Source organism: Gemmatimonadaceae bacterium (assembly GCA_030647905.1).
Classification (GTDB): Bacteria; Gemmatimonadota; Gemmatimonadetes; order Gemmatimonadales; family Gemmatimonadaceae; genus UBA4720.
The window spans coordinates 62,033-87,009 of record JAUSJA010000030.1; the positions used below are offsets into that span (position 1 = coordinate 62,033).

A 24,977-nucleotide genomic window follows, 5' to 3' on the forward strand; every position below is an offset into this window, starting at 1 on the left:
CGCTACCTTCGTCTCAATCCGTCCCACGCCGCGCCGGCGTACCGCCGCGCGACATCCGCGTCATACTGGTCACGCCGCACCCATGCGACGGCGCGGCGAACGCCGAACATCGCGAGGAGACTCGCACAGAATGCGGCGTAGGCAACGGGACTCCGACCGGTTCGGAAGAAATAGAGAGCGCCCTTGAGGTACTCCGGATAAAGGTTGCGCGATCCGTCGCGAACCGTTTGGCTCCCGTAGTGGATCACGCTCGCCTCGGGATAGTAGACGACCTTCCATCCGTTCTCGTGGAACCGGCGGTGCCACTCAGTTTCCTCTCCGCCGACGATTGCCACTTCGACCATCGGCCCGACCTGCCGCACCGCTTTCATTCGCATCGCTACGCACGCGCCCCGGAGAGTATCCACTTCGACCGTGCGGTCGTGCGCCCAGTAGCGGGACGAGCCTTCCTTCGACCGGAGTATGGGCGCGAGACGCCCGAGGATCGAATCGGTGAACGGCAGCTCGCGGAGACCGGAATGCGCGAGCAGGATCTGCGGCATGGATGGAAATCCGTACGTGGACGGCTGGAGGGACCCGTCAGGATTCAGCAGGCGCGGGCTGGCGACGCCAACGCGCGAATTCTCCGGCCTGTCGAGGAATTCCGTCACGAGGCGGATGGCGTCGGGAAGGATCAGGAGGTCGTCGTTCAGCAGCCAGACATACCGCGCCCGGGAGACCCTCAGCACGCGATTATGATTGGCCGCAAACCCTTTCGGTGTCTCGTTATCGAGCACCGTCGCCTCCGGGTAGCGCGCGCGAAGGCGCCCGGCCAGTCCACTGCCGGGGGTGTTGCAGGTCACTGTCACGCTCCATGCGTAGCGCGACCCCTTCATCGTCTTCGTCAGCGATTCGAGGCAACCGAACAGCATCTCCTCGTTGGAGCCGCTCACGATCGAGAATTCGATGTCCTTATCCCGCGATCCCATTGCTTCCAACGTCGGCCCCCGATAGCCTACCCCACGAAATGCACTCGGTCTCGATTCTAATCCCATGTTATCACGAACGGAACTTCATCCGTGCTTGTCTCGACTCAGTCAGAGCCTTCGAGATGCCTGACGGAGCGACGCTCGAGGTTCTCGTTCTGGACGGGATGTCCACCGACGGGACGCGCGAGATCGTTTCGAGTATCGAACAATCGGATTCGCGCATAAGAATGGTGGATAATCCGAGCCGCACACAGTCCGCTGCCCTGAACCTCGGAGTATCGATCGCCACGGGCGACTACGTGATGCGGCTCGACGCGCATTCAGTATATCCGCCCGATTATCTCGCGCTGACGCTGGAGACGGCGATCAGAACCGGCGCCGACAATACCGGCGGGGTGGTCGTCACGCTGCGCCGCGGGGAGGGTTACCAGTCGGCGCTCGTGCAGGCGATCACCACGCACAAGTTCGGCGTCGGCGACTCCGGCTTCAGGACAAACGCGGCCGAGGGGGAGGCGGACACTGTTCCCTACGGCTGCTTCAAGCGGGACGTGTTCGCCAAGGTCGGTCTGTTCGACGAGCGGCTTATCCGCGCCCAGGACTACGAGATGAACCGGCGGATAATCGCCGCTGGCGGAACTGTGTGGATGAATCCATGGATACAGGTCCGATACTTCCAGCAGCCGGACCTCGCGTCCTTCATCCGCAAGCAGGTCGTCTACGAGGCGCCGTATAACGCGTATCTCTGGTATCTCGCGCCTTACGCGTTTACCCCCCGGCACGCCATCACCGGAGTCTTTGCCGCAGGGGTGATCGCTGGTCTGGCCATTTCGCCCTTTTCGACGTTCGTGCGCTGGACTTTCGCGGCCGTCATGACGCTCTATCTGCTTCTGGCGATTCTTTCGGGCGTCCAGCAGGCAGTGAGGTACCGCGAGCCGCGCCATGTGATCTTCGCTCCCGTCGCCTTCTTTCTCTATCATTTTCTGCACGGGACCGGCGTTCTGATCGGGCTCGCCCGGCTGGCGACGGGCACGGCTCCAGTCCAGGGAAAGCCCGAGCCGTGGCCCGGCGCGGGCCGGTTTCGGGCCTGGCCGTGACTGCCAATGGCGGCACCCCTCTCCCGGCCCGATCCCGCCAGCCGTGGATCGCTGCCGCAAAGGCACTGGCACTCGGTGGCAAAATCGGGATAAATTGTACGCTGACAACCAGTTGGCGAACTCAGCACGATTCTCGTGGAGGCCAGCAGGCACTCCCCGTAATCTGACTCGTACCTGCGTATGACTTCCCCCGCCTCGACGTCGATGTCCGTACCGTTCTTCCGGTATCCGCATCTCTTCGCCCAGCAACGCGAAGAGATTTTGAGCGCGATGACGGCAGTCATGGATCGTGGCGCGTTCATTCTTCAGAGCGACCTCGTCGAGTTCGAGACGGCGATCGCCAACTTTACCGGGGCAAAGCACGCTCTCGGTGTTGCCAATGGGACCGATGCGCTGATCATCGCTCTCCGGGCGGCTGGAGTCGGGCCCGGCGACGAGGTCATAGTCCCCTCGCACACCTACGTCGCCTCGGCGGCCTCGATCCACTTCGCCGGCGCAACGCCTGTTCTCGTGGAATGCGGCGCCGACCACATGATGGATCCGGAGTCGGTCGCGGCGGCCGTCACCTCTCGCACGCGCGCGATCATGCCTGTGCAGCTGAACGGCCGCACCTGCGACATGGACGCTCTTCAGGCGATCGCAGACCGGCACGGACTCCTCATCATCGAGGACGCGGCGCAGGCGATCGGATCGAAGTTCAAGGGCCGGAACGCCGGCACCTTTGGCATCGCGGCAGCGATCAGTCTCTATCCCGCAAAGATCCTCGGCTGCTTCGGCGACGGAGGCGTCCTTCTCACCAATGACGCCGACATGGCGCGGAAGATGTCGCTGCTGAGAGATCATGGCCGCGACGAGACCGGTCTTGTCGTCACATGGGGGCTCAACTCGCGGCTCGACAATCTCCAGGCGGCTGTACTGAACGTGAAGCTTCCGCAGCTCGACGCCGAGATCGAGCGCCGCCGGCAGATCGCGCGCCTGTACCGCGAAGGACTGCAGGATATCGAAGACATTGTGCTCCCGCCGGGACCGGACAACGATCCCGACCACTTCGATGTCTATCAGAACTACGAGATAGAGTCCGGCAGGCGCGACGACCTGCGCGCGCAGCTGGAGAAGGGCGGCATCCGCACCATCATCCAGTGGGCCGGCAAGCCGGTGCATCATTTCGAAGGGCTCGGCCTTACCGGCTTCAAGCTCCCCTTCACCGACCGTCTTTTCACCCGCTGCTTCCTGCTCCCGATGAACACCTCGCTCAGCGATGACGAGGTCGCATACATCTGCGAGCGAATCCGGAAATTCCATGCGGGCTAGCGTGGAGCCAGGGGTGTATCGGAACGCTTCATCCCTTGGCAATCTTGCGGATGCGGACCGTTATCACGAGCCGCTTTCCATTGACGCCGACGACACGACTGCGTTGCTGAACGGGCTTCAGCGGATGATTCTGATCCGCGTCGTCGAGGAAAAAATCGGCGACATGGTTTCGCAGGGCGTAGTGAAATGCCCCTGCCATCTGGCGATCGGACAGGAAGCGCCGGCCGTTGGCGTCGCCGGATACGTGCGCAAGGGCGACCGTGTGTTCGGTGCGCATCGCTCGCACGGCCACTTCCTTGCGCTCGGCGGCTCGCCACACGGGCTGCTCGCTGAAGTCCAGGGCAAGGACACCGGCGTGTCGCGCGGCATGGGTGGCTCGATGCACCTGATTGACATCCCCAACGGGCTCTTTGGAACCGTGCCGATCGTCGGCGCGACGATTCCGATCGCGGTAGGCGCGGGAATCGCGGCGAAGATGGACGGGAACGGCGACATGGCAGTCTCGTTCTTCGGTGACGGCGCGACGGAGGAAGGCGCATTCCACGAGTCCATGAACCTCGCGGCGACGATGAAAGTGCCGGTGCTGTTCGTGTGCGAGAACAACTTCTTCTCGAGCCACCTGCACATCAACCTGCGCCAGCCCGACACGTCCGTCTGCAGGTACGCCGAAGCCCACCGCGTGGGCTGGGCGCGCGCCGATGGAAACGATCTCGCCGCCGTGCGCGCGGTAACGAAGGAAGCGGTGGAAGCCATTCGCGCCGGCGAAGGTCCGCGGTTCCTCGAGCTCGTCACGTACCGCTGGAGAGGACACGTAGGGCACCGCGAGGACGAAGACGTGGGCGTGAAGCGCAAGGACGATCTTGCCGCATGGAAGCTGCGCGATCCCATCAGCCGCCTCGCCGTAGCACTCGAATCTCTCGGGGCCCTCGACCGCCAGCAGCTCAAGCGCTACTGGACCGATGCGCACTCGGTGGTCGAGGAGGCGTGGGCAGCGGCCACACACGACGGCTATCCGCCGGCGAAGGCACTTCTCAGCCGCGTTTACAGCGGGACCATGGCACGCAAGCATTGAAACAGGCACCAGTAACCACAGGGTACGGAGCCGCGATCCGCGACGGCTTCGAGTATCTCCTCGCAAATCATCCATCGGTGTTCACCATCGGCCAGGGGTTGTGGAGCCCCTGGTACGTCGGCAACTCGATGACGGACCTCGACAGCCAGTTCGGACGCGAGCGCGTGATTGACACGCCCGTCTCCGAGCTGGGATGCACGGGTGCGGCGCTGGGCGCGGCACTGTGTGGCTACCGTCCGGTGGTCATTCACCCGCGCGTGGACTTCATGCTGCTGGCGGTGGACCAGATCGTCTCGCAGGCGGCGAAGTGGCGCTCGATGTTCGGCGGCCAGGTGTGCGCGCCGATCACCGTGCGCGCGATCATCAACCGCGGCGGCGAGCAGGGCGCGCAGCATTCGCAGTCGCTGCAGTCGTGGTTCGCCCACATCCCCGGCCTGCGGGTGGTGATGCCTTCCACTCCCACTGACGCGCGCGATCTCCTCATCGCGAGCGTGCTTTCGGACGATCCCGTTCTCTACCTCGACGACCGCTGGCTGTACGGGCTCGAAGAGGAGCTGCCGCCGATCGAGGAGAGGAATCTCGCGCTCGAGGGTCCGCGCCTCACGCGCACGGGCCAGGATCTCACGCTCGTCGGCTGCAGCTACAGCGCGCATCTCTGCCGCGAGGCGGCGGCACGACTCAGCGCCAACGGCATCGAGTGCGACGTGATAGACATCCGCGTTCTGAATCCGCTCGACGCGACGCTGCTCATCAAGTCGGCGAAGAAGACCGGACGCGTGCTCGCCGTGGATGGCGACTGGAGAAGCTGCGGAATGGCGGCCGAGGTGATCGCGTCAATCGTGGAGGCGGTGGATCCGCGGGTGATGCGTGCCGCGCCGCGCCGGGTGACGCTGCCAGATGCCCCAGCGCCCACGAGTAGTCCGCTCGAGCGCAGTTATTATCCCACGGTGGATTACATCGTACAGCGCGGCCTCGCGCTCGTCGGAGCGCAGCAAGAAACTTTCGAATGAAGCGTCTGCTGGACATCGTCGCGGCGGCACTGGGGCTCCTCGTCCTGTCGCCGCTGCTGGCAATTCTTTGCTTCGCCATCTGGCTTCAGGACTATCACTCGCCGTTCTACATCGCGAGCCGGATCGGCCGCGGCGAGCGCCCGTTCCGCATGGTGAAGCTGCGCTCGATGGTGATCCGCGCAGATCGCACGGGAGTGGACTCCACCGCCGGCGACGACCCGCGCATCACTTCGCTCGGCAGATTCATCCGGCGATTCAAACTCGACGAGATTCCGCAGTTGTGGAACGTGCTCGGCGGAAGCATGTCGCTGGTGGGTCCGCGGCCGAACGTCGAGCGCGAGACGGTACTCTACACGCCCGACGAGAAGCGACTGTTGAGCTCGCGCCCGGGCATCACCGACCTCGCTTCGATCGTCTTCGCCGACGAGAGCGAGATCCTGCAGGGCAGCGCGGACCCGGACCTCAGGTACAATCAGGTCATCCGCCCCTGGAAGTCGCGCCTCGGGCTTCTGTACGTTGACGCGCCGCCGAGTGTCGCGCGGGACCTCCGGGTGATCGCGCTGACCGTGCGCGGCGCGCTCGACCGTGGCGCGGCGCTCCGTGGCGTGCACCATATCGCGGCCGCCATTGGAGCCGATCCCGGACTACTGGAGATCATCACACGCCGGCACCCGCTTCCGGCCGGTGCGCCGCCGGGCGCGAGCGAGATCGTTCAGAGCCGGGCCGTCGTCGCGTAACGAGACCCGGCCGAGTAGTGAGTCAAATCCCCTGGCCGGCAAAATCGTCGCGCGGGCGCGCGACGATCTGCCCGCTCAGGATTTCCGGAGCACGGTAGTCATCTGTCCGACAGCCGGCGGGATCAGCGCCTGCACCGCGAAGTACAGCGACGGCGCATACCGCGACAGCGCACGGCCGAGTGGCGGGACGAGCGCTCCCTTCTCTCTCGCCACCACGCTGGTCGCGCCGCCGACGTCGAACAGCTTGGCGATGCGCCTCTTCGACATCGCCTTGTACACGTCGCTGCCGGGTTTGGAGTAGCGCCAGTCCACCAGCATCAGGTAGCCGCCGGGTTTCGTCACTCGCACCATCTCGCGGGCGATGCGGCTGGCCATGTCATCCGACGGAATCAAAACGAACATCGTTGACTCGAAGACGATGTCGAAGTCGCCGGCGCCGTAGCTCATCGCGTCGCCGCTCTCGCATCTCAGGTCGGCGAGCGGAAGAGCTCGCCTCGCCTGCTCGATCCGCTCCGTGCTGATGTCCACTCCCGACATCTGCTGCTGCGTGAAGCCGAGTCGAAGGAACTGGATGAGGCCGGCACCGGTTCCGCAGCCGACGTCGAGTATGCGCGCCGACTCGCGTTCGAGATCCATCCGCCGCAGCGCGCGTATGTTCGCCCTGTCGAAGGCGAACGTCTGGAAGGTTACTTCCGGATTGCCGAGGAGGTCGTTGCGGTCCGCCTTGTGCTCTTCATAGTATCGGCTGTACACGCCGTCACTTGGTGGAGCAAAAGTCGTCCGCAGCCGCGTTCGTCGTGAGCCGCGTTGGATTGCTTCCGTCCGCATTCATGATCCAGATGTCGTTGCTGCCGCCGCGGTTGCTCATGAAGCAGATCTGGCGCCCGTTGGAGCTCCACGCGGGACGACCGTCGGACGCGGGATTTTTCGTGAGGTTCACCTGGTTGGTGCCCTCGTACGGCAGATCGTGGAAGTCCATCGTGTAGATCTCGAAGTTGCCGTCGCGGAAGCTCGTGAACGCGATCCTGGTTCCGTCGGGCGACCACGCGGGCGACTGGTCGGCACCGCCCGCGGTGGTGTAGCGATACACCACGTTGGTGTGGTTCACCAGGACGTAGATGTCGTCGTTCACCGAGTTCCGGTTGGCCTGAAAAGCGATATATCGCCCGTCGGGTGACCACGTGGGATACGTGTCGGTCGCGAAATGGTCGGTGAGCCGAGTCACGTTGTTGCCTTCGTTGCTCATCACAAACAGCTCGAACTGCCCCAGCCGGTTGCTCGAGAACACGACCCTCAATCCGTCAGGAGACCACGCCGCGTTTTCGTCTGTGGACGGATCGTTCGTCAGATTCCTCAGCCCGGTCCCATCCGGGTTCATAACCTCGATGTCCATATTCCCGCTGCGATTGGACTGGAACAGAACGAAGCGTCCGTCGGGAGACCAGGCCGGATGCGTGTCCTGCGCGCCGTTGGTCGTCAGACGCGTTTGATTCGTTCCGTCCGAATTCATCGAGTAGATCTCGTCGTTCCCGTCGCCATTGGAGACGAAGAGAATCTTCGGCTCCATCTGCCGCAGCGACGGGCCGGTGGACTCGATGCAGCTTCCAATGGTGACCGCGACGAGGATCCACCCGGCGGCTTTGTACGCACGTCTCATTGAATCCATGCTCCTCGCGACGCCTACCATCCCAGCATGCTCATCGTTACGGACAGATAGTGGCTCGACCTGTCGCCGATGGCCGACGCGTCCGACCCGCACCCACTGGTGCGCTGAAAGAACGTGTTGTATCTCGTCAGCTTGGAGTAGTCGGCCTGCAAGCGGAAGAATCTCGTTCCGAACCCCGCGCGGGCCCCCGGGTAGACGGTGACGTCGTGAAAGCAGCGGTGCGGATTGTTCTTGGCGAAGAACGCGTCGTTGTTGAATCGCGTCCGGCCGAAGTTCGCTCCGAGAGCAAAACCTCCGCGCAGGTAATCTGCCGCGAACCACTGGCCCGAAGAGCCCGGCCCTATTCCGGCGCCGAGCATCTGCCCTTCGTTCGTGTATCCCTGTATCACCGCTCGACTGGTGTAGAACGATCCGTTCGGCCTGAACCTGTAAGTCGTGCTCTGCTCGACGTTCGTGAACTCGCTCTGGATGCGGAACCGTGCGGGCCCATTTCCAATCGGCCTGACCCACTGCAGTCCCGAGGTGTAACCGCGGCTGTGCATGGGCTCGAGCAGGAAGTCACGAATGGATTTCGGCATCTCTGCGCGTGCCCACTCGATATAGGTCTCGAGCCCGTAGCTCGGAAGCACCCAATGGGCGAACACGGAGAGAATCTGATCCGGTCCGGGCGTGAAGGTCGAATCGGTGACCGGAAGCGCATTGGGATGGCCGACGCTCGACAGAAAGTTGAAGGCCTTCGCGGCAACGCCGCTGTACCCGTCGACCGGAGCGAATACGGAGCGCGAGAATCCGAGTGTCAATCCGGAAGCCGGCGAGTGCTTCCAGATCAGGGAGATTGCGCTGATCGAGCGGACGTCGTTCGTGATGTCCTTGTCGAAATAATCCGACTCGTGGAGTCCACCGACGATCCACCGGCCCTCGAACTGGCCGATCGCGCTCCGCAGAGGGCGCGCGGTCCTCAGAAAAGCGTGAGGAAAGCCGGCGGCGTTATCGCTGAAGATGATCGGATTCCGGATCGCCGGGCCCCACCACTCGTTCTCGCTTGCGGCGCCGGCCTGGAACGCGCCGAACGATGCCGTCACCGACGATTGCCCCGGATGAATCCTGCTTATCGCCGAGCCGCCGAAGCGATACGGCAGATCGATCGAGTACGGAACGACGTTGAATGGCGACGAGAAGCCGCTCCGCGACGCGGGAATTGGCCTGGCGTACCGGAGATCGGTCGGGTCAATCGAAAGATTGTGGTTGGACGAATAGACGAACTCGGGAATCGCCACGACGCGCACAGGCCCGAACGTCGCGGTGAAACCAGCCATCACTCTCCCGTTGTAACCCTTCCCCGCCCACAGGGCCCCGTCGTTCTGGCCGAACGGCAGATCGCTGTTCGTCACTGATGTGATGCGCGGAAGCACGATACTGAACGAGCGCGGCACAAGCCCCGACGCGCGCGGATCGGTGAGCGACGACGTGGACCGCAGGAACAGGCCCTGATACGGAGCGTGGCCTTGCAGCTCAGCGAGACGCAGCCGGTCCACGGAATCGCCGCTCACCGTCACGACCACCTCTGTGAACGGGGCAATCACGGGCGCTGGAGCCGACACTGTCGGGGCAGCACCTGGCTCACGCTGCGATGCGGCAGTCCCGGCAACGCCCAACATGAGGACCGCAGGCAGCAGATAAGAAAGACGCTCGAATGGACGCATTAAATGATGACGTTTCGATGTGATGACTCGTGCGGCACGCGGAGCGATCGGAGACCCGGCACGCTTGCTCCGTACAGTTCGCGAGCGTAAATATAGTGTCTCCGCACGGGTACGCGCCGCGCCGATCTGTATTGACGGCGGATCCTGCAATTCTCTCGTCAGACTGCCAGTGATGAATAAAGATTGTCCCGCGGCCCTCCGTCGAATGGTCATCGCCGCGGTCGTCATGACTGCGGCACTAACCGGCACAAACGCTTCGGCCCAGACGCTGGGCGGGCGGAGTGAGGTCTACGCCGGCAGCGAGCTCGAGAGCTACCTGCGATATCTGCAGACTCTGGGCAAATCGCAGCCCACAGTCTGGAGCCTTCGCGGACTCTCGCCGTCGGAGATCGACGCCCTCGCTCCCATCGATTCGGCGCATCCGTGGTCGGCCAGATACGATTTTGGCAAGCAGACACGCACCGGTCTTCAGGTGGATTACGTCCGGCCGACCGTGGGCTTCGTCCTCAATTCCTCATACCCGTTCGGCGGAAATGATGGGCCGGTATGGGCGGGCAAGGGAGTGACGAGCTGGGCCCAGACCGGCGTTTCCGCACGCTGGGGGCCTTTCTCGGCGAAGCTCGCGCCGATCGCATTCCGTGCCGGGAACCAGTCATTCGCGCTGATGGCGAACGGACAAGTCGGGAATCTCATATTCGCCGACGGGCAGCTCCCGGGTGAGATAGACCGGCCGCAGCGGTTCGGAAACGCTCCCTATGCGCGCATTGATCCAGGCGAGAGCACACTCAGGGTGGACGTGGCCGGCATCGCCGCGGGTATATCCACGGCGAGCAACTGGTGGGGACCGACGGTCGAGTTTCCATACATACTCGGCAACAACTCGGGCGGGTTCCCCAGCGCATTCGTCGGAACCTCCAAGCCAGCCAACATCGGAATCGGCCATGCTCACGGCCGCGTGGTCTACGGGTATCTGGACCAGTCCCCGTATTCATCTGTCACCGGCAAGGATTACTTCGAGAGCTACCTCTCACCTGGCAAGAGGAGATTCATGGCGGGGCTCGTTGGAATCCTGCAGATCAGGGGTGCCCCCGGCCTTGAAATCGGCGGAATGCGGTTCTTCCATTCCGCGATGGACAGCAGCGGAATCACATCAAAAGACATATCGCTTCCATGGCAGAATCTGCTGAAATCGCGCATCAAGCCCGAGGATACCACCGTTTTCGGCGACGACCGAAGCCTTCGTGAGAATCAGCTGGCATCCATCTTCTTTCGCTGGGCGCCTCCCGGTAACGGACTCGACTTTTACGGCGAATACGGTCGCGAGGACTTCAGCGCCAACATCCACGATTTTCTCCTCGAGCCCGATCATTCTTCGACGGTCAATCTCGGATTCAGAAAAGCGTGGATGAAGAGCGGAGGGACGATGAACGCGGCTCGTGCCGAATTTTTCTCGTACGAAGCGCCCGCCGGTACTCGAACGAGAAGCGAGGGACTGATCTACCTGCATCAGCCGTTAAGGCAGGGCCACACCTACAGAGGCCAGATGCTCGGCGCCAATACTGGTGCCGGCAGCGGGTCGGCTCAACTGTTCGCGCTGGAGCGCTACACGACCGGCGGACGCATCAAGGGATTCTTCTCCCGCGTCACACAGCGCGAGGTTTCCGTCCGCGAGGAGCCGTATTCCAGCGGTCCAGCGCTCAAGAAACCCGAAGACGTGCAGTTCTCCCTTGGGACTGAGCTCGCCCGCTTCATCGGACCGTTCGACGTCACCGGCCGACTCGTGTTGACGTCAGAGGCAAACCGCTACTTCGCAAGCGACAAGTCGAACGCGAACTTCGTCCTGATCGTCAGGCAGGGATTCTAGGCGCCCGCATCGGCTGTCACGGCTGAGAACCGGAGAAATCCGCGCGTTCCGGCGTTGCGCGACTCGAGCATGCGCTGCCTGAGGAACGCCAGAACGATTCCCACGAGCAGTCCCACCGCCAGGCCGAGCAGCGTCTGTCGCGCCGCCTCGCGCCGCTGCGGCTCGGCGGGAAGATCGGCTGATTCGACGACGCTCAACTCGGTGGGGTCTCTCGCTTCCTCGATCTTCGCCTGCTCCAGCGACTCCGACAGCGCCGTGTAGACCTGCTGCTGCGCCACGACTTCGCGCGTCAGACGGTCGTGCTCGAGCCTGAGCTGAGGTGAGTTCTCGTACTCGCGATTCACGCTGAGAAAGTCCCTCGCCGCGGACTCCGCCTGGTGCAGCCTCGCCCGTGCATCCCCCACGAGGCCCTCGATGAACTTGCGCTCATCCACCGCTTGCCGGTGCCGTCGCGCGATGGAATACTCGTTGACCTCGACGAGAATGTTGGCCGCGATCTGCTGCGCCAGGAGCGGATCGACTGCCTGCACAGAGAGCCCGACGATGCCGCTGCGCGAGTAGATGTTCGACGATACGTCGGGAGCGAGCCGCTCCGCCGCGAGCACGGCGGCGACATCGGGATTCTTTTCCTCGATGCCGTAGATCTCGGCGAGAGTACGCTTCCGCCCCCGGCTGTCGGACGTCAGGTACGTTTCTTTTGCGGCAGCAACGAGGATCGTCCTCGCCGGCACGAGATCGGAGTAGAACACGATGGACTGCGAGAACTCGGCAGCCGCCGCGATGTTGATGCCGAACGCGCCGGCGCCACCGCCGATCTGCGCCGGCGCCCGGCTGCCTTTCACTACGAACGATGCGCGCGACAGGTACAGACTCGCCTGCGACGCGGCGAGCACGCCGAAGACCGCCATGCCGGCAAGAGCGCAGAGAGCGACGAGTCGCCTGTGGCTCAGGACTATGCTTAGAAACGCGAGTAGCGACGTCTCTTCGCGCGGGCCCTCGACATTCCCTGCCCTGGGAACCATCGGTGGCATGCGGGAGGTCTCGTGGCCTCCCGGCACGTCAGCGGACCCCACGCTCAATTGCGCGACTGCGCATGCATCGGCCGGATCCGCTCGACCGACATGTAGATGATGCTGAGAAGAATTGCCCCCGCGGCGATCGCGATCAGGAACAACGTCGGACGGAGCCATGCGACGATCGCAAGCACGGCGAGCGCGAGGTTGATGATCAATATCGTCGTGCTCACCTGCGCGTGGCTGCGGCCGGCCTGCACCATCCTCTGGTACGCGTGACTGTGGTGCGCATGATACCAGCGCTCGCCATGCGCGATGCGGCGGCAAAGCGTCACTGTCGCGTCGAACACGAACGCGCCGAGCAGCAGCACCCAGATCAGGAGCGGCACAGCCCCAGCGTTCTCCGAGGCGACCGCAAGCACCGCGAACAGGTAGCCGAGCATGCCGCTTCCGACGTCGCCCATGAACAGCTTCGCCGGGGCCCAGTTGAACGGAAGAAATCCGGCGCTCGCCGCGGCGATGAGGAACGACACCGTCGCCAGCCCGACCTGGCCCATCGCCATCAGGATCATTCCGCCGATCACGCCAGTGCTGATCGCTTCTCCCGCGGCGAGCCCGTCAATTCCGTCCACGAAATTGTAGAGGTTTATCGCCCACACGATCCCTATTACGCCGAGTATCGTTCCGAAGAGCCCGAGGTTCACGCTTGCGAATCCGATACTGAGAGACGGGAATCCACCGAGCCAGTACATCGCCCAGCCGGCGGAAAGAAATTGAACGGCGAATCGCGTGAGTGCCGGCAGATCGCGGTGATCGTCCACCCATCCGACTGTCGCGATCATCGCTCCACCGCCGGACAGCGCTATCGCCAGATTCCAGTCAATCCAGCCAAGCATGGCGGCAATGATGATTCCTCCGAGCGCCGTCACGGCGATCGCGAGTCCTCCGCCCCGCGGCGTCGGCGAGGAGTGGGAGCTCCGCTCGTTAGGAATGTCGAGGAGTCTGTCGAGGGCATACAAACGAACGCGGCTCGCCAGCAGCCAGCTCAGGATCGCCGCCGCGACGACGAATACGAGTCGCTGAACCATTATCTGATCACCTCCGAACGGGATCTGAACCATTCTGCGGTAAGGAGCATTCCCCTCTCTAATGATATTGGCGGTTTATAGCCGGTGGTCTCCCGGAGTCGGGAAGTGTCGACGAAGAGAGAGCCGAGCACCGCCGTAAGGGAATCACCTGTAAGATGGAACGGCGGAAATCGGGAGAGCAAGCCCCCGCTTCCGGCGACCGCCCGGAGCATCGCCCGGGGGAACGGAAAGAGCCTCGCCGGCCGGCCAAGCGCCCGCGCGATATGCCTGATGAGCTCGGGCGTGGAAACGTCCTGTTCGTCACTCACGTACACCGTCTCCCCGGCCGCCGCGGGGCTCGTCATCAGGCCGCGGATGGCGGCGACGGCATTGTCCACGTAGGCGAAGCTGCGGCGGTTCCTCACCGAGCGGAGTGGCAACGGGAGGCCGCGGTCCACCACGCGGAACAGCAGCCCCATGTTCGCCTTCATACCCGGCCCGTAGACGTTCGGCAGGCGCAGTATCGGTGCGCGAAGACCCTCACGCACGCCGACGACCCGCACCAGCCGCTCCGCCTCGAGCTTGCTCTCGCCGTAGGCGTCCACTGGCTGCGGTGGCGTGTCCGAAGTCAGCACCCGATCGCTCTGATCGGCGACCGCCTTCACCGAGCTGATGAAAACGAAGGTTCCAACGCCGGCAGCCACGGCCTCCTTCAGGAGCAGCGCGGTGCCATCCACGTTGATCCTGCTGCACTCGGAACCCGGATCGCCTATCCCCTCGGCCTTCGCATGCACCCTCGCGGCGAGATGGACGACGGTCGAGACGCCGGACAGCGCCGCGCGCAGCGCATCCCGGTCGGTGATATCGGCGGCGATGGCCGTCTCGACTCCGGGCACGTTCATCCCCGTCGCCGAGCGCGTGATGCCCCTGACGCGCACTTCATCGCGCGCGAGACTCTCGCACAGGCGCCGGCCGATGAAACCGCTGGCGCCGGTAACCGCGACGACTCCGGAGCCGAACCTCACTGCCGGGACCGTCATACGTTGCGCTCCAGCACATCGCACAGCCGGCCGACCGACTCCGCTTTCCCACCGCGACTGAGCATCACTTCGCGCGCCAGGCGGCCCTTGGCGCGCAGCTCCGCCGGCGGCATCGCCGCTATCTCGCGCAATACTCTCTCTGCGCCATCCACGTCCCCATGACGGACGTGCCATCCGATGTCGTTCCCGACGAGAATATCCGCGACATGATTCTCGGCCGGGCCGACGAGAAGGATCGGCCGGGCGACGGCCATCGCACCATACACCTTGCTCGGATGAACGATGCCGGGAATTGCGTCACCGACCGTGACGATGTGCACGTCGGCCGCGGCGAGCGAGTGGCGCAGCTCGCTCAGCGGCTGATATGGAAGCGACATGACGTTCGCGCCGCCCATCTCCCCGACTTCCCGCTTCCCCACTCCGCCGCCGATGAACATGAAGAGCAGCCGGGGATCGTCGGCGACGCGCCTTGCCGCATGGAGAATCGTGGTGACGGGATTGGAAGGCCCATGATTCCCGCTGTACATGAGGACGATGCGCCCTTCCGGTACGTGCGCTCTCCGGAACGGGTTCGCCTCGTGGGAGACGACTTCGGGCGGATCCTCGGCGGGCCACGGCGGGAGCACCGTCAGCTTGTCGCTCACGTTGCGCTTGCGATTGATGCGCTCGGCCATGAACCGGTCCAGCACGACGACGTCATCAGCGCGTCCGAGAATCCGCCGGTTGAGCCAGTTGAAGCCCCGCACACTGGCGGAAGTCGGCCGCGCCATGCCGAGAACCACTGTCTGATCCGGATTGACATCCATCACCCAGTACTTCACCCGCGCTCTCTTCAATGCTCCGATAGCGAGTGCACCGAGCGATGCCATCGGCGGGCACGTACTCACGACGACTGCGTCCACCCGTCCTGCCGAGAGACTTCTCGCAACTGCCTGCGCGACGAATGCCAGGCCGCCGACGACCCGGATGAGGATGGAGCTCTTGCCGAAACTCGCCAATGGGATTCTCCGCACGTCCACGCCGCGCACCATCTCGCGTCGCGGATATGTGGCGGAGGGATCGTCATACCCGCGGCTCGACGTATATACGATCACGCGATTGCCGCGCCGCGCCAGCTCTTCCGCGGCGTCGGCAAGGTGCTGGCCGACGGCGGCGGGATCCGGCACATAGACCTGTGATATGAAAACGAAGGTCCTGGGCTTGCCGGTCACGATGCGACTGCGGAGTAAACGCCGAGAGTCTCGCTTGCTGCTCGATCCCAGGAGAACCCCCGCGCGTTCTCGTAGCCCTTGGCGCGAAGACGGCTGCGCAGATCCACATCCAGCAGAGATCGCATGAGGGCAGCGGCCATGTCGTCCACCGAGTGCGGATCGAACAGGACGGCCCCTTCGCCGGCGACCTCCGGAAGTGCGCCCGCCGAGGAGCATGCGACCGGCACACCGGCGTGCTGGGCGTCGAGAATCGGAAGACCGAACCCCTCGTAGAGCGACGGGAACGCGAAGAGCGACGCGTTGTGCATGAGCGTCTCGACGTCGCTGTCGGGCAGATAGCCGGTGAAGTGAACGCGGTCGTCTCCCGCCGCCTCGATGTCCGCGCGAACCCCGGCTCTCTCGGGTAGGTGGCCGACGAGCACGAGCGCGTGCGGCACCGACGACGAAATGCGCGCGAAGGCCGCGATCAGTCCTCTGATGTTCTTGTGGGCGCTCAGACTGCTGAACGCCAGGATGTACGGCCGCGAAATGTTGCGGACGACGTCCACCGCCACCCCCGCCCTCGCCGGCATCGCTCCCACTTCCCTGCCGGCGCAGTGAATGACGGTCACCTTGTCTTCCGGCACTCCCATGTGCCGGATGATCTCGCCCCGCGAGAATTCGGAGATCGTGATGACACGGTTGGCGCGATTGACGGCCTTCTCCACGAAGAACTGAAAAGCCCGCCGCCCGATCGCCGTGCGCCGCCCCTTGTGCCCCAGGTAGTTGACGTCGTGCACCGTGACCACCTGCGGGCCGCGCGCCGCCAGTGGCGCGACGTAGCCGAGCGAGTGGATGACGTCGGGACTCTCACGGAAAAGCTGGAGTGGCAGGACGGCCTGCTCCCAGCTGTAGCGGAAGGCGCGCTTCATCGCTACGACGGGACACACGATTCGGCGAAAGTTTGGCGCGGGCGTGATGTCGAGATCCGCCGCCTCTCTGCTGACGAACACGGCATACTCGTTGTCCTCGTCCTGTCGCGCCAGCGCGTGTATGAGCGAGCGCGCGTATGTCTCGGTACCGCCGACGACACCGGGAATCAGATACAGCACGTTCAGAGCTATCAGCATCGTTCAGAAGTGGGGCAGCATCGCCGGCTCGGTGCCGGAAGGCCGCGGCGCCGAGGGCCACATGGCCTGGGCGCGCCTCGGAGCCCATCTGAGCCTCGAGACGAAGCGCATCAGGGCGTATGCTCCGCCCACGACGACCAAGGCGTACAAGGTCCCGCCGAAGTCGCCGCGATTGAAGTCCACGACCAGCGAGAAGGAGACGAAGTAGAGGCCGGAGTGCGTATCCGCGTTTCGCACAAGCTTCACCATGAGAAGCGAAAGGATCGAGAACACAATGAAAGGTCCGACCCACGAGAAGTTGAGAAACGCCTCAGTGACCGGCGTGTACGCGAATCCCATGAGCCCGGTAGTGCCGAACGCATCACGCATGAACTGCAGCGACAGGCTTTCCGGCTTGGCCGGCCATATGGCGCGGGGAACGAACAGTCCGGGTGCCGCGAGATAGGTGAAGCCCCACCGGAGCGGACGCTCGACGTTCACGTAATGCATGAGCGTGAAGATCGGAGACACGAACTCGCTGTTAGTGACGATCAGCTCGATGGGGTTGGTCCGCGCGAGAATGGAAGGATCCTGAAGCACCTGTCTCACGATTCCGATAGCCGTGAACGCCGCAAACGCGATGAACCCTATGACGACCGTTCCAAGCCGGATCACAGCATGGCGTCGCGTTGCGATCATCGCGGCGAGAAACACGAACATCGGCAGGAAATCGCGGCGATTCCCCATCGCGAGCTGGAACACCACGAAGAAGAGAACGGAGGCGACGAGCGCTATCCGCGCGCTCTTCGTGAGGCGGCTCCATCCGGCGAACATGAACATCACGAAGCCGTTCACCACGAACATGGACACCACCCACAACTGCGTTCCGAGAAATCGAACCTGGGAGCGGTCTATCGTGAGAGAGAGCCTGACTCCAAGCACCACGGCGTATGCACCGATGAACCCGAATGCGAGCAGGATCATGGCGGCGTTGCCGAAGGAAGGCCGGATGCGGGCGAAGACTGCCCTCGGGATGTCGTGCCACGGCTGCCGGTACCACCACTGCACCAGGTTGAATCCGAGAAATCCGGTGCCGTACATGAATGCGGCGCCGGCGATTCCCGTCCCCAGCCCGCTCAACCCCAGGAGCACCACCAGCGGGAGCGTGCCGCCATACAGGAAGAAGAAGATGACGAAGAAAAGCCGAATGTCCTGGAAGACCCACTTCCCGTCGTACAAACGAAGCAGAGCAAGCGACAGCGCGAACTGACCGAGGAGGAAGTAGGTCGCCGCGGCGAACATCGTTCCGAGTACAAGCTCGGTGAGCGCCGCGAGATGAAGCGCGGCGACCGCGCCAAGCAGAACGCCGGCGGTGGTGGGGAAGCGCGGCGACATCGGGGGGGCTGCGTCAGCCACTGTAGCTCGACCGGAATCTGCTGCGCGCAATCCGCCTGATCTGTGCCGCCTGCCGGCGCATGTAGTAGCGGATCGTCCACGCGGTGGCGCTGCCGCGCAGTCCATGCGCGCGCTTGAGGTAAGGCCAGTGCTTGTTCACCAGATATCTCGTGTTGCGCCACGCGAGGTACTCGAACCACAGGCGGTTGACTCTCTGCCCGCCAACCGCCGAGATGGGGCCTCTCAGGTGGAAACACACAGTGCTCGGCGAGAAATAGACCTTCTCGCCTGCTGCGTTTGCCGCGAGATAGAAATCCGTCTCCTCGCGCCATGAGTTGCCGGAGTACCAGGTGTCGAACCTTACCGACGAGAAAACGTCGCGACGGATGAGTGCGATCGAATGGACGTACGGCGCCCTGACCGGCGCGCCTACACGCTCGGAGAACTGCGCGTCCATCGCGTCGAGATCGAATACGTCGGCCGCATCCTTCACCGGCGACGGCGGATCCATGAGACAGCTTTCGTCGAACTCCCCGGGCACGCGCGCAGTCACTATCCTGCCGGCGATGATGGACGCGCCGAGCTCCCGCGCCTCGCGAAGCAGCGTCGAGCAGTAGTCGCCCGACAGCCAGACGTCATCCTCGCCGAACAGAACCCACTCTGTGCGCGCTGCCGCAATGCCAGCCATGCGCGACGCCGGCTGGCCCAGCTGCGATTCGTGGCGGATCACGTCCACGGGCACAGGCGAGCTTTTCGCCAGCTCACGAACCCTGTCGCTCGTTCCGTCGCTCGAGCCGTCGTCAATCACGACGATCCGCGCGACATCGGGGTGCACGAGGTACGACGGCCAGACGGCCTCGAGCGCTCTCACCCGGTTGAAGGTGGGAATGAGGATCGTGACAGACGGAGTCACGGGGTGCGCTCCGTCCGGGCGGCGCTCGCCGCGCGTGAGGCGTCCAGGCCCTTGTATCCTTCCCACCCGCCGCGCACAACGTTGACCGGGATTCGCGGGTCCATCTTGGCGAGACCCACCACACCCATCGCCGCGGCGTGCAGTAGCAGGCGCGTGGCGTATCGCAGCTGCCACAGGGGCTCGTCGCCGATCGCCTTCCACACGAACAGCACGCGCGACCGCTCGCGCTCGCGCATCTGCGCGTGGAGCGGCGGCCTGTTGATCGAGTTCGGATAGTGCTCGATCGCCACCTTCACCGACGAGATCGTTTTCCATCCCGATCTCGCGACGCGGTGCGCGACGTCCACGTCCTCGTGCCAGAAGCTGCCAAGCGCTTCGTCGAACCCTCCGACGTCGTTGATCGCGGACCGGCGGAACGACATATTGCATCCGCTGAGCCAGGCCGCGGGCTGGTCCTCGACCGGGTGACTCGCAGGACCGACGTTGAATCCGCCCCAGTCAATGCGATACCGGTCGGAGGTCAGCCCAAGCATGCGGTAAACCGCGTTGCGCGCCGGATTGTAGTGGCCAGGATGGTCCACGAATCCACCCACGCCGCCAATCTCCGGATCGTCGTAGAACGGGATCATCGAGCCAACCCACGTCTTCGGAAGACGCACGTCGTCGTCGAGAAAGGCGACGATATCCCCACGCGCCATCCGCAGCCCGGTATTGCGCGCGCACGACGTGCCGAGCCCTTCGTCGAATTCGGCAATCTGGAGCGTGAGCCGGCCGCCGAATCGCTCGCGGAGACGCTGCGCCGCGCCCGCCGGGTGCGCCTGAAGCACCAGGATCACCTCGAACGGACGCTCCGTCGCCTGCGCGGCGAGGTCCTCGATACAAAGCTCGAGCGCATCGCTTCGCTTGTACGAGGCAACAATGACGGAGAGGTCGAAATGCATGTAGGCGGCTATGAGCCTTTGAGCGCCCGCCAGTGACCGAGGAGGCCCACCCGGTCCAGCCAGCGGCGTGCGGTGTTACGGGGAATATCGTACAAATTTACCTGCCATACCCCCCTCAGTCGAGGAATCAGCGGGAACCGCCGGCGGATGACATCCTTCCGCTCCCGGCAGGAGCGCATGAACTGGTCTTCGCTCAGTCCGCCCATCCGCATTCTCGAGACGACGACGTCCACGAACCTCGTGGTCACCGGCGCGGCGAAGCAGCGCACTATGTGATCGTAGTCGCCGGCGATGGCATAGCCGGTGTCGAATTTCCCGATCGCATCGAACACCTTGCGCCTCACGAATGTCGCTGGGTGGCACAGCGTCTGGAGCGCGAGATCGTCGAGATCCACCCGGCGGCCGACTACCGCCGAGATGCTGTCATCGGCCAGCAGCATCTTCCCGTAAACCAGATCCTCTCCCCCGCTCTGGGAGATCACTCTCTCGATCGCTTCGGGCGAATAGAGGTGGTCGTCGGAATTGGCGAACAGAATGTAGGACTCGGGATCGCGCACCAGCTCGACGCCCTTGTTCATCGCGTCGTAAATCCCGGTATCCGGCTCGCTTACCCAGTAACCGATGGTCCCGTCGTAGCGGCGGAGAATGTCCAGCGTTCCATCGGTCGAGCCGCCATCCACGACGATGTGCTCGATGGCTTCGTACGTCTGCACCGCGACCGCCTGAATGGTCTGCTCGATGTATTTCGCGCCGTTGAGCACGACCGTCACGATGGACACGAGCGGGCACTCGACGGATCCGATGATCCGCTCACCGCGCAGGCGGCGTCCACCTTCAGTACAAGACATCAGCGGAATCGGAGAGCCAGTCATCCCGGAGAGCAAACCGTCGCCAGTGCTCGTCGCGGAGAAGGCGCGAGTCGTAGCGCGCGCGGTTGCGATGGTAGAACACGCGCGCCAGATCGACACGCCATTGGGTGTTCCCCGCGAGCCGGCGGGCGGCCGCCTTCAGCGCGGTGAGCCCCGCCAGCGCTGTGTGGGCGACGATTCGCTTCGCGAGCCGCCCCTTCCCCGGATGAATCGCGCGATAGTCGGTGTAGCTGTCGCAGTACCCCCGATCGGCCATGCGGCTGTTGAGATACCCCTGCGTCATGCGCGAGGCGGGTATCATGTGATGCGTGACGGCGGCGCCCACGTACGCGAATCTATAGCCGAGCTTGCGGATCTTGATGTTCAGTCCGGTCTCGTTGTCTCCGGTGAATGTTCCGGCGTTCGTGTCGGGATTGAAGCCGCCCGCCCGCACGAAGACGTCGCGCAGCACCGCCTGGTGACAGCTGAACACGCCCGGGTCGTCGTCGGAGACGATCAGAGACTCGCCCATGTCGTTGAGACTGAGGAGAGCATTCCTGCAGTGCTCGAGCACCCACACTGGCGGCTCCGTGTCCCATCGCGGCAGGACGCGCCCGGTGACTGACGCAACCTTGGGATCGGCGGCGAATCCCTCCACGATCCGCGTCAGAAGGTCGCGGTCTGCCAGCATGTCATCGTCAGTAAAATACAGAACCGCCCCCAACGCTGCCATCGCTCCGCTGTTGCGCGCGAAGTGAGCCCCCCGTCTCGGCTCCCGAAGAGGCCGCACGCGCCGGTCGCTCCCGGCAAGCCCGTAAATCACACTCCACGTGTCGTCCGTGGATTCGTTGTCCACGAGGATAAGCTCCCACCGCTCCGCGGGATACGACTGCGCGCGAAACGTCTCCACGGTCTGGCGCAGGAGCTCCGACCGGTTGTAGGTCGGAATGATCACCGAGATGAAGGGATGCTCTCCGCTCACGTGAGCGCCTCGACGATCTGCCGAAAGCGTTCCCGAAACTGCGGCGGGCCCCACCGCGCCGCATGCTCGCGACCGCGCCGCCCAAGCTCCGCGCAGAGGTCGTCGTCGGTCCACAGGCGCACGAGGTAATCGTGAATCTCATCCGCCGACGACGGATCGAAGAGGAGCGCGGCATTGCCGACCTGATCGGGAATCCCATAGATACGCGACGTGGCGACGGGACAGCCGAGGGCAAAGGCCTCGAGCTGAGGAATGTTGGTGGGACCGAAGTATGTCGGCATCACCAGCGCGCGCGCCGCGCGGTAGAGCGCTGCCATGTCGCTGTCCGGAGCATAGCCGAGGAACAGCACTATTCCGGTGAGACCAAGGCGCTCGACCTGTCGCTTTATATCGTCGTAGCTGTTCCGCTCCCTGGCACCGACCAGAACGAGGCGCACGTCGGGATACTGCTCCCGCATCCGGGCGACCGCATCAATCAGCGTCGCGTGATTCTTGTGCTGGTAGAACTGCGCCGGATAGAAGAAGAACTTCTCCGGCAGCGAGTACTTCGATCGCACCGCGGTATCATTGCCTCCGTCGTACTCGTATATGTACGATGGCGCGATGTACGGCAGCACGAATACTTTCTCCGGCGCGATTCCGTACGATTCCACGAGCTGGTTCTTGCCCAGCTCGGAGTCCACGAGCACTCCGCGCGACCACCGTGCCGTCTCGCTGAAATGAAATTCGCGGGATTCGAATTCGCCGTTGGCCGAGACTTCGGGGAACTGCCGCTCGTAGCGGTGCATCAGGTCGTGCACCGTGCCCAAGGCCGGTATCTGCGCGCGAAACGAATAGCGATCGTGATTGGGACAGATCCAGAGATCACATCCCTCCCGCTGAAGCGCCTTCACGTTCGAGTCGAGATGCGCGAGCGTCTTTCGCCATGCGGCAACAGGGAGGCGCGTCATGTGAGCGATGCGATTCAGCGCGCGATTCCACGCCGTATCGCGCAGCCGCATGATGGACATGCGCTCCGGCAGCACACCTTCCCACAGCGGATCGGCGATGGCCGCCGACAACGCGTACTCCTGCGGAAGCGCCATCGCCGCGTCCACGATTGCCTGCGAATATTGCAGCACTCCTCCCCCCGGCCCGGCGGAGAGCAGCACCCCGATCCTCTTCATCCGCGCGCCACGAAGCAGGCGCCCCAGGTCGTGAAGTCGGGTGGGCCATCCGACATCCATCCGCGCGAGTCAATCAGCTTCATGCCTGCCGTTGCGAGGGCAAGCTCGATCTCCGGAGTGAAGAGGTACCGCATGCTGTGCGTCTCTCGCAGCGTCTCGCTCACGCCGGTATTTCGATCGGTCACGACCATCGTGTAGTTCACGTCCACTACGTTCGACCCGGGATGCACCACCGGCTCGGCGACGCGCCTCACCTCGGTGGACTGGTCGGAGAGATACTTCTCGGTCGTGGCGGGCCACTGGCGCAAAACTGCCGGGCCGTACCAGCAATCGAACACGAACACGCCGCCGGGAGCGAGATGTTCGCGCGCCGTCGCGAATGCAGCAGCGAGATCCTCATTCGACGTTTGATAGCTCATCACGTGGAACAGCGATATCACCGCGTTGAACCGCCGGCCAAGCCGCACAGTTCGCGCATCTCCGCGGGCGAAAGAAAGACGCGCCGCCACGCCTGCCTGGAGCGACCGCCGGCGCGACTCGGCGCCATCAAGCATGCCCTCGCTCATGTCCACGCCGGTGACCTCGTACGACTGATCGGCGAGCTCGGCGGCGTGGGCGCCCGTCCCGCATCCAAGTTCGAGAACGGATCGCGCCGATGGCGCGTGAGTCTCGACGAGGCCGGCGACATAGCGGGCCTCAGCCGCGTAATCCTTGTCGCGGTAGAGAAGGTCGTAGTATCGCGAGTAGCCCGCGAAGACTGTCAAGCGAAGACCTCGTGCACGGCGGTGGACACTCTCTCCATCTGCTCGTCGGTGAGCGCGAGGCCGCTCGGCAGATAGAATCCACGCCGCGCGATTCGCTCCGCGTGCGGATACTTCTCTCCGGCGAAGAGCCCCATCTTCCGATAGACCGGCTGCTCGTGCATCGGCCAGAAGAACGGCCGCGTGCCGATACCGCGCTCACCGAGCCGGCGCATGGCTTCGTCGGCGTCGAACGGCGCATCGTCGGAGATCACGAGCCCGTACACCCAGTTGATGTTGGTCGCGTAATCGGTCGAGGCGACGGGCAGCTGGAGCGCGCGAATGTCCGCGAGCAGCTCGGTATAGCGCTCGAAGATGTGGCGCTTGCGCGGGATGAACTCGTCGAGCCGCTCGAGCTGAGCCAGGCCAACGGCCGCCTGCATGTTCGTCATCCGGAAGTTCCAACCGAGCTCGTCGTGCACGAACCGCCGCGGCGCTTTCATCGCCAGGTTGCGCAGTCCCCTGCACCGCTCTGCCAGAGCGTCGTCGTCGGTGACGATCATTCCGCCTTCGCCGGTGGTGACGTGCTTGTTGGGATAGAAGCTGAAGGTAGAGATGGTTCCGAGCGATCCGCAGGGACGACCGCGGTACGTCTGCCCGATCATCTCCGCGGCGTCCTCGATGACCTGGAGGCCGTGGCGCGCTGCGATTTCGAGGAGCGGATCCATGTCCACCGGGAGGCCGTAGATGTGCACCGGCATGATTGCGCGCGTGCGTTCCGTGATCCGCGCTTCGATCGCCGAAACGTCCATGTTCCATGTTGCCGGGTCGCAGTCCACGAGCACCGGAGTGGCGCCGAGGCGGGAGACGGCCGACGCACAGGAAATGATCGTGAAGGTGGGCATGATCACTTCGTCGCCCAGGCCCAGACCGAGGGCCGCCGCGGCGGCTTCCAGTGCCGCCGTCCCGTTGCAGACTGCAATGCCGTGACGCCGTCCGACGCGCCCGGCAAAGCGCTCCTCGAACTGACGAATGAACGGGCCTTCGGAGGATATCCAGCCCGTGTCAATGCATTCGCTGAGGTACTTTTTTTCGTTTCCGTCGAGGACCGGCTCGTTAACCGGTATAAAGCGGGGCATATCTCTGTA

Annotated in this window: 23 protein-coding genes; 6 read left to right on the top strand and 17 right to left on the bottom strand. The window is 64.0% G+C overall.

Features of this window, described 5'->3' with window-relative positions; translation table 11 throughout:
• Positions 1–2: 2 nt before the first annotated feature.
• On the bottom strand, positions 3–968 hold the full coding sequence (locus tag Q7S20_10690) for a glycosyltransferase (protein ID MDO8502298.1): 966 nt from the start codon (positions 966–968) through the stop codon (positions 3–5).
• Between the two features lie 38 nt (positions 969–1,006).
• Between Q7S20_10690 and Q7S20_10695 the strand changes: the two genes are divergently transcribed.
• From Q7S20_10695 to Q7S20_10715, 5 genes are all read left to right on the top strand, one after another.
• Positions 1,007–2,062, top strand: coding sequence for a glycosyltransferase family 2 protein (locus Q7S20_10695; protein ID MDO8502299.1), 1,056 nt, complete (start codon positions 1,007–1,009; stop codon positions 2,060–2,062).
• Between the two features lie 180 nt (positions 2,063–2,242).
• The gene (locus Q7S20_10700; protein ID MDO8502300.1) at positions 2,243–3,373 is read left to right on the top strand and encodes a DegT/DnrJ/EryC1/StrS family aminotransferase; all 1,131 of its coding nucleotides are present in this window, start codon (positions 2,243–2,245) and stop codon (positions 3,371–3,373) included.
• A gap of 13 nt (positions 3,374–3,386) precedes the next feature.
• Positions 3,387–4,445 (top strand): thiamine pyrophosphate-dependent dehydrogenase E1 component subunit alpha, encoded by a 1,059-nt coding sequence (locus Q7S20_10705; GenBank protein ID MDO8502301.1) that lies wholly within the window; start codon positions 3,387–3,389, stop codon positions 4,443–4,445.
• On the top strand, positions 4,442–5,455 hold the full coding sequence (locus Q7S20_10710; protein MDO8502302.1) for a transketolase C-terminal domain-containing protein: 1,014 nt from the start codon (positions 4,442–4,444) through the stop codon (positions 5,453–5,455). Before Q7S20_10705 ends, Q7S20_10710 begins: the two co-directional genes overlap by 4 nt.
• Positions 5,452–6,192: a sugar transferase gene (locus Q7S20_10715; GenBank protein MDO8502303.1), complete on the top strand. Its 741-nt coding sequence runs from the start codon at positions 5,452–5,454 to the stop codon at positions 6,190–6,192. The genes Q7S20_10710 and Q7S20_10715 overlap by 4 nt, the downstream gene beginning before the upstream one ends.
• A gap of 75 nt (positions 6,193–6,267) precedes the next feature.
• On the opposite strand, the gene Q7S20_10720 is transcribed toward Q7S20_10715, so the two are convergent.
• The 3 genes from Q7S20_10720 to Q7S20_10730 are packed head-to-tail and all read right to left on the bottom strand — an operon-like array spanning position 6,268 to position 9,459.
• Positions 6,268–6,945 (bottom strand): class I SAM-dependent methyltransferase, encoded by a 678-nt coding sequence (locus Q7S20_10720; protein ID MDO8502304.1) that lies wholly within the window; start codon positions 6,943–6,945, stop codon positions 6,268–6,270.
• Between the two features lie 4 nt (positions 6,946–6,949).
• Positions 6,950–7,849, bottom strand: a complete 900-nt coding sequence (locus Q7S20_10725) for a DPP IV N-terminal domain-containing protein (GenBank protein MDO8502305.1) — start codon at positions 7,847–7,849, stop codon at positions 6,950–6,952.
• Positions 7,850–7,872: 23 nt separating this feature from the next.
• Positions 7,873–9,459, bottom strand: a complete 1,587-nt coding sequence (locus Q7S20_10730; protein MDO8502306.1) for a hypothetical protein — start codon at positions 9,457–9,459, stop codon at positions 7,873–7,875.
• 274 nt (positions 9,460–9,733) lie between these two features.
• On the opposite strand from Q7S20_10730, the gene Q7S20_10735 reads away from it, so the two are divergent.
• The gene (locus Q7S20_10735) at positions 9,734–11,425 is read left to right on the top strand and encodes a hypothetical protein (protein MDO8502307.1); all 1,692 of its coding nucleotides are present in this window, start codon (positions 9,734–9,736) and stop codon (positions 11,423–11,425) included.
• Here Q7S20_10735 and Q7S20_10740 read toward each other — a convergent pair.
• The 13 genes from Q7S20_10740 to Q7S20_10800 are packed head-to-tail and all read right to left on the bottom strand — an operon-like array spanning position 11,422 to position 24,968.
• Positions 11,422–12,456 (bottom strand): GNVR domain-containing protein, encoded by a 1,035-nt coding sequence (locus tag Q7S20_10740; GenBank protein ID MDO8502308.1) that lies wholly within the window; start codon positions 12,454–12,456, stop codon positions 11,422–11,424. The two genes, Q7S20_10735 and Q7S20_10740, sit on opposite strands and share 4 nt — an antisense overlap.
• Before the next feature lie 44 nt (positions 12,457–12,500).
• Positions 12,501–13,526 (bottom strand): glycosyltransferase family 4 protein, encoded by a 1,026-nt coding sequence (locus tag Q7S20_10745; GenBank protein ID MDO8502309.1) that lies wholly within the window; start codon positions 13,524–13,526, stop codon positions 12,501–12,503.
• Positions 13,526–14,545: an NAD-dependent epimerase/dehydratase family protein gene (locus Q7S20_10750; protein MDO8502310.1), complete on the bottom strand. Its 1,020-nt coding sequence runs from the start codon at positions 14,543–14,545 to the stop codon at positions 13,526–13,528. Before Q7S20_10750 ends, Q7S20_10745 begins: the two co-directional genes overlap by 1 nt.
• The gene (locus tag Q7S20_10755) at positions 14,542–15,756 is read right to left on the bottom strand and encodes a glycosyltransferase family 4 protein (GenBank protein MDO8502311.1); all 1,215 of its coding nucleotides are present in this window, start codon (positions 15,754–15,756) and stop codon (positions 14,542–14,544) included. Before Q7S20_10755 ends, Q7S20_10750 begins: the two co-directional genes overlap by 4 nt.
• Entirely contained in the window at positions 15,753–16,865 is a 1,113-nt protein-coding gene (locus Q7S20_10760) for a glycosyltransferase family 1 protein (GenBank protein ID MDO8502312.1), read from the bottom strand. The genes Q7S20_10755 and Q7S20_10760 overlap by 4 nt, the downstream gene beginning before the upstream one ends.
• Before the next feature lie 3 nt (positions 16,866–16,868).
• Positions 16,869–18,260 (bottom strand): hypothetical protein, encoded by a 1,392-nt coding sequence (locus Q7S20_10765; GenBank protein MDO8502313.1) that lies wholly within the window; start codon positions 18,258–18,260, stop codon positions 16,869–16,871.
• Positions 18,253–19,152: a glycosyltransferase gene (locus Q7S20_10770; GenBank protein MDO8502314.1), complete on the bottom strand. Its 900-nt coding sequence runs from the start codon at positions 19,150–19,152 to the stop codon at positions 18,253–18,255. Before Q7S20_10770 ends, Q7S20_10765 begins: the two co-directional genes overlap by 8 nt.
• A complete protein-coding gene (locus tag Q7S20_10775) occupies positions 19,149–20,093 on the bottom strand; it encodes a glycosyltransferase family 2 protein (GenBank protein MDO8502315.1) in 945 nt (314 codons plus the stop codon). Before Q7S20_10775 ends, Q7S20_10770 begins: the two co-directional genes overlap by 4 nt.
• An 8-nt stretch (positions 20,094–20,101) precedes the next feature.
• Entirely contained in the window at positions 20,102–20,941 is an 840-nt protein-coding gene (locus Q7S20_10780; protein MDO8502316.1) for a glycosyltransferase family 2 protein, read from the bottom strand.
• On the bottom strand, positions 20,928–21,923 hold the full coding sequence (locus tag Q7S20_10785; protein MDO8502317.1) for a glycosyltransferase family 2 protein: 996 nt from the start codon (positions 21,921–21,923) through the stop codon (positions 20,928–20,930). Before Q7S20_10785 ends, Q7S20_10780 begins: the two co-directional genes overlap by 14 nt.
• Positions 21,920–23,089, bottom strand: coding sequence for a glycosyltransferase family 1 protein (locus Q7S20_10790; GenBank protein MDO8502318.1), 1,170 nt, complete (start codon positions 23,087–23,089; stop codon positions 21,920–21,922). Before Q7S20_10790 ends, Q7S20_10785 begins: the two co-directional genes overlap by 4 nt.
• On the bottom strand, positions 23,086–23,853 hold the full coding sequence (locus Q7S20_10795; GenBank protein MDO8502319.1) for a class I SAM-dependent methyltransferase: 768 nt from the start codon (positions 23,851–23,853) through the stop codon (positions 23,086–23,088). The genes Q7S20_10790 and Q7S20_10795 overlap by 4 nt, the downstream gene beginning before the upstream one ends.
• The gene (locus Q7S20_10800; GenBank protein MDO8502320.1) at positions 23,850–24,968 is read right to left on the bottom strand and encodes a DegT/DnrJ/EryC1/StrS family aminotransferase; all 1,119 of its coding nucleotides are present in this window, start codon (positions 24,966–24,968) and stop codon (positions 23,850–23,852) included. Before Q7S20_10800 ends, Q7S20_10795 begins: the two co-directional genes overlap by 4 nt.
• Positions 24,969–24,977 lie beyond the last annotated feature (9 nt).

What these genes read in the sequence shown, in the direction of transcription:
- Q7S20_10690 (MDO8502298.1), bottom strand. Translation starts at nt 968, where the DNA reads ATGGGATCGCGGGATAAGGACATCGAATTCTCGATCGTGAGCGGCTCC.
- Q7S20_10695 (MDO8502299.1), top strand. Translation starts at nt 1,007, where the DNA reads ATGCACTCGGTCTCGATTCTAATCCCATGTTATCACGAACGGAACTTC.
- Q7S20_10700 (MDO8502300.1), top strand. Translation starts at nt 2,243, where the DNA reads ATGACTTCCCCCGCCTCGACGTCGATGTCCGTACCGTTCTTCCGGTAT.
- Q7S20_10715 (MDO8502303.1), top strand. Translation starts at nt 5,452, where the DNA reads ATGAAGCGTCTGCTGGACATCGTCGCGGCGGCACTGGGGCTCCTCGTC.
- Q7S20_10725 (MDO8502305.1), bottom strand. Translation starts at nt 7,849, where the DNA reads ATGAGACGTGCGTACAAAGCCGCCGGGTGGATCCTCGTCGCGGTCACC.
- Q7S20_10735 (MDO8502307.1), top strand. Translation starts at nt 9,734, where the DNA reads ATGAATAAAGATTGTCCCGCGGCCCTCCGTCGAATGGTCATCGCCGCG.
- Q7S20_10740 (MDO8502308.1), bottom strand. Translation starts at nt 12,456, where the DNA reads ATGCCACCGATGGTTCCCAGGGCAGGGAATGTCGAGGGCCCGCGCGAA.
- Q7S20_10745 (MDO8502309.1), bottom strand. Translation starts at nt 13,526, where the DNA reads ATGGTTCAGCGACTCGTATTCGTCGTCGCGGCGGCGATCCTGAGCTGG.
- Q7S20_10750 (MDO8502310.1), bottom strand. Translation starts at nt 14,545, where the DNA reads ATGACGGTCCCGGCAGTGAGGTTCGGCTCCGGAGTCGTCGCGGTTACC.
- Q7S20_10760 (MDO8502312.1), bottom strand. Translation starts at nt 16,865, where the DNA reads ATGCTGATAGCTCTGAACGTGCTGTATCTGATTCCCGGTGTCGTCGGC.
- Q7S20_10775 (MDO8502315.1), bottom strand. Translation starts at nt 20,093, where the DNA reads ATGCATTTCGACCTCTCCGTCATTGTTGCCTCGTACAAGCGAAGCGAT.
- Q7S20_10780 (MDO8502316.1), bottom strand. Translation starts at nt 20,941, where the DNA reads ATGTCTTGTACTGAAGGTGGACGCCGCCTGCGCGGTGAGCGGATCATC.
- Q7S20_10790 (MDO8502318.1), bottom strand. Translation starts at nt 23,089, where the DNA reads ATGAAGAGGATCGGGGTGCTGCTCTCCGCCGGGCCGGGGGGAGGAGTG.
- Q7S20_10800 (MDO8502320.1), bottom strand. Translation starts at nt 24,968, where the DNA reads ATGCCCCGCTTTATACCGGTTAACGAGCCGGTCCTCGACGGAAACGAA.